4 protein-coding genes are annotated in these 4281 nt (G+C 65.4%); all 4 read right to left on the bottom strand.

All coding sequences use genetic code 11. The annotated features are described in order from the left end of the window. Positions 1–261 (bottom strand): hypothetical protein (locus VF697_RS21820; RefSeq protein WP_331097976.1); only part of this gene is annotated, 261 nt, incomplete at its 3' end. Beyond that, complete coding sequence (locus tag VF697_RS21815) at positions 258–1184, bottom strand: peptidylprolyl isomerase (RefSeq protein WP_331097974.1); 927 nt, start codon at positions 1182–1184, stop codon at positions 258–260. The genes VF697_RS21820 and VF697_RS21815, both read right to left, overlap by 4 nt. A gap of 395 nt (positions 1185–1579) precedes the next feature. Beyond that, positions 1580–2405 (bottom strand): IS5 family transposase gene (locus VF697_RS21810; protein ID WP_331097972.1). Its coding sequence is split into 2 segments (ribosomal slippage): positions 1580–1693 and positions 1695–2405, totalling 825 coding nucleotides; the frame shifts between segments, so codons are not numbered across the junction. A 742-nt stretch (positions 2406–3147) separates the two neighbouring features. Then, positions 3148–4281, bottom strand: a 1134-nt coding sequence (locus tag VF697_RS21800; RefSeq protein WP_331097970.1) for a polymorphic toxin type 47 domain-containing protein, incomplete at its 5' end; no start/stop codon positions are given.

Below are 4281 nucleotides of genomic sequence, written 5' to 3'. Positions count from 1 at the left end.
CCCTCCGTCCGCCTCCGTTACGGTGGACGCCGCCGCCGTCGTCGCGGACGCGGTGGTGCCGCTGGAGGACGTGCCACTGCCGGACTCGAGCGCGGCGCGCTGTGTGTCCGCCTTCACCGTCGTGGGCCCACTCGCCCTCTCCGGCGCAGTTGCTCCGGCCGCGGACTGCTTGGCCTGCGGTGCCTGGGGGGCCTCATGGCCGCACCCCACCCCCACTGCCAGCACCAGCGCCAGCCAGGCCCGCACCATGACGCTCTTCATTTTCCTTCTCCTGCGTCCGCCTCGGACTTTCGCCCTCCGGCGGCAACGGCACGCAGCCGCTCCGGGTACTTCTTCACTCCGATGCTCTCGCGCAGCTCTTCCACCAGCCGCCCCTCCCCCTCCCTCCTCGCCTCCGCCGCCAGCTTCCCCCTCACTTCCTCGAAGCTCGGCACCACCACCTGCGCCTCTTCCACCGCCTGCACCAGGTGCAGTCCGTAGGGCGTCTGGAATGGCTTGGACACCTCTCCCCTCTTCAGCCCCTGCGCCTCCCTGAAGAATCCCCCGTCCACCTGCCCCTCCTGCACCACCCCCAGCTCTCCCCCCTTCTCCCCACTCACCCTGTCCTCCGAACCCTCCTTCGCCACCTTCTCGAAGGCCTCTCCCCCCCTCAGCCTCGCGTACAGCTCATTGATTCGCGACTGCGCCCTCGCCCTCCCCTGCGCGTCCCCTTCCGGCGGCACCCTCACCAAAATGTGCCTCACGTGCACCTGCTTGCGCCCCAGCGCCTCCTTCCGCGCCTCGTAACGCTTGCGCAGCGCTCCTTCCCCCGTCGCCTCCTCCATCCTCTTCTCCACCAGCGCCCTGGCCAGCACCTCCCGCCTCACCGCCGCCAGCCTCGCCCTTACCCCCTCTTCCTCCTCCAGCCCCACGCGCCGGGCCTCCTCCGCCAGCAGCTCCCGCTCCACCACCCCCTCCAGCGCCTCCTCCGGCGTCGGCCTCTTCCCCGCGCTCCACTCCTGGCGCCACAGCTCTACCTCCCCCTGTCGCACCTTGCCCCGGCCCACCTCCGCCACCACCTTGGCGTCTCCACACCCGCTCAGCGCCCCAACCCCCAGCACCGCGCACACCACGGCCACCGCGCTCCTCACGAGGAGAGCGCACTCCTGCTTCTTCAGGGCGTGTTGGCCCCCCGGCTGCCACATGGCGGATGGGACTCCAGTGCAATTCGTGCGGCGCGGAGGCTCTCCCACGGCCCTACAGATTGTCCAGAGTGAAGACCGTTTTCCCGGCCGCACTCGGACATCTTCCCCTTGACAGGGGACCGATCATCCTCTTCCCATCAGCGGTCGAGCGAGAACTTGCGGCTTCGCCTGCGCCTTCGTCACGCGCGACAGGGCTAAGAACGTGTTTCGGTAGGAGCCGAAGCGATAGCAAGGCCATGCCTCGTGCGAGCGAGTTGTAGACCGAGCGGAGGCGGGTTCCAACCGCGACCAAGACAGCTCGCGCAGGACTTCGGGACGCACGGGGCCATGCGCCTCCATGCGTTTGGGGCTGTTGCTGGCCGTGCTGTGTTGGTGCACCGTTCGTCGCCCGCCGCCTACGGGGGCAGCAGGTGGTGGAACCAGGTGATGAGGCCCAGCGCCAGGTGGAGAAACGCCAGGTACGTGTCCTCACGCTTCTCCCAGCGCACCAGCAGACGACGGAACTTGTTGAATCCACCCGTGGGTGCGCTCCACCACCCAGCGCCGTGCCTTCTTGCCGCGCTTGAGCGGCTTGTCCGGCTCGCCACGCTGCCGCAAGTGCAGGGTGAAGCCGTACTGCCGGGCCAGGGCTCGTACCGGGTCGTAGTCATAGCCCTTGTCCAGACACATCCCCTGCGGTGCGTGCGCGCTCGGGGTGGGGCGCTCCACGGGCATGGACTGGAGCGTGGGGCGCATCAACTTGAAGTCAGGGACGTTGGCGCCGGCAACGGCCAGGCCCAGGGGAGCGCCGCGCCCATCGGTCAGCAGGCTCTTCTTGGTGCCCTTCTTGGCCCTATCCGTCGGGTTGGGACCCGTCTTCTCCCCTCCCAGCGGTGCCTTGCCCATGGCCCCATCCATCGCCAGCCACTCCCAGTCGATTCCGGCCAGAGCCTCATAGGCCTGCAACCCTTGGCGCCAGAACTCCAGGAACACTCCGGCCTCCAACCACTCTCGGAAGCGCCGGTAGGCCGACGAGGCGCCGCAGATGCCCGTGGCGTTCAACGCACGCCACTGCATCCCCGTGCGCAGCACCAACACAATGGCCTCCATGGCCCGCCGGTCGGGCGTACGCGGGTTGTGGCACCCCAGCGGATGCGGTGGCCTGGGTGGCAGCAGCGGCTCCATCTTCGCCCACAACTCATCCGGTAGACGCCAGCCGTCATCGTGCTTCACAAGCCCCATGGCTCCGGTCTTCACCTCCCATGAGAGAGAACTCCCGAAGTCGGGTGATTCATCCTACTTCCGCAGTCACCCAGGACGCCCACCTGCCCCGCTACTCCCTCGGCCGCTCCCGGGGCCGGTAGGCTCCTACCGAAACAGGTTCTAATGCCAGGGCGTAATCCGACGAAAGGGACGGGGATGCCCGCGTCTGCGTCCTCAGGGTCTGGCGGGAGACAAGGATTACAGCTCTCGTGTCATCCGTCACTACCTGCGCCTGCGTCGTATCCGCTGCATCATCCCTCGCCCCGAAGGCTTGCCGAGCGCGTGCGGCCCCTACGTCACCCAATTGGCAGCGCTACCGCGCAAAATAAGAAATTCTGAATGATTGTAAGACACGAACCAGTCGCACCCAATATCAACCGCAGCGAACTCCACCTTCCCAACAGCCTCAACCGAGGTCGCCGCGTCAGCTAGAGATTCAAACCTCAGCATGACTTGATCGCGATCTGGCTCAAAGAACAATACCACTGGCCCCACTACAGGATAGCTCTTAAGCGCATCCCATGGCCGCGGCAAATACAAGGCCTCGCCATCTGAGGCATAGTCCCAAAGCTCTCCAAACCGACACTCCGATGCGAACGCAAGCCGCACCTGCTCGCGGAACTCCTTTCGCTCCGCCTCTGCTAGTTCCGTAACCGGCAATCCCATTACTCGGGCGGCGTCCGCGACTTTAGAACTCAATCTGGGCGTCACTGTTCACCACCTATTCATTGACAAGGGGGCGACTGGCCGAAATGGATTCCCCCGCCTCTTTGACAAGGGGGCGACTGGCGGGGATGGAGTCCATGAGGATGTGTCCCACCTTTCCTTCGACTGGTGTCTTCCACCCAATGTGCGGAGTGTCAGGTCCGGTTACCCACTCGCCCCGTTTGTTAACCGCGTAGTGCCCCCAATCCAAGCTCACTTCGGCGTTCCCCGGCGCCTGCCACTCAACGGGTACAGTCTTACCCTCGGGCGTCTTCCCCCACTTGGTGACAAAAAAGTCCTTCAGCGGAGCGCCAGTTCTCGCGAACGCCTCTTTCAACGCATCCGCGAACGACATCTGCCCCCCACGAGCGTCCAGATCAATGCCTGGCTTGAACTGGTACCGCAACCCTTCACCGGGCACCTTCGGCCGGGGTCCCGTGTATTGGAAACGATGGGGGCTTGGCCCCGGATCGTTACCATGAGGCCGGGGCCCTTTCCCGCGATCCGCGCCCATGAACGTTGCCGTTCCACCAGCCACCGACCATCCCGGCAACAACGCTTCGGTTCCGTGGGATGGACCTCCAGTGAGCGCCGCAGTTCCTCCACCCCCACCACCGCTGGTAGCCCAAGCAAACTGCGGCCCCGACGGGAAGATAGGGGGCCCGTCCAACCACGGACGTATGGTCCCGTAGGCTCCGAACATGCCAAGCGCGCCCTCTGTCATACCATAGGCGATCTTCCAGCCATCACCGGAGTCCACACCATTTCGAAGCGACTGCGCGCCGTGCTGCATGGCATAGCCGCTGCTGACTAGAGTCGCGGTTTCGAGTAGTGCTGGCCCGTACTTGAAGTGCTGGAGCGGCCCAAGGACGGCACCGGCAGTTACTCCGTTCAGGCCAGCGGAAGCAGCGCTCCTGACATCAACCTTCGCCAGTGACTTCTCCCCCTCCTGACCCGCGACTTGGCTCAGCGTATCGAGCCCCGCACTTATGCCGAAGAGAGCAGCAGCGGCCTTCGGGCCAAGAATCCTCGCCGCGAGGGCTGCTGCCGCGAGGCGGAGGGACGTATTACTGGCGCTCGAATGTAGACTGCTCCATTCCTGCAGGGATTCAACGGTGCAGGGGTACTTGCCACCCGAACTGCGCTCAAG

Source organism: Archangium sp., from assembly GCF_036388035.1.
GTDB lineage: Bacteria > Myxococcota > Myxococcia > Myxococcales > Myxococcaceae > Archangium.
The sequence above is the reverse complement of the archived record's forward strand: the minus strand, read 5'-3'. Positions and strand labels throughout refer to the sequence as shown.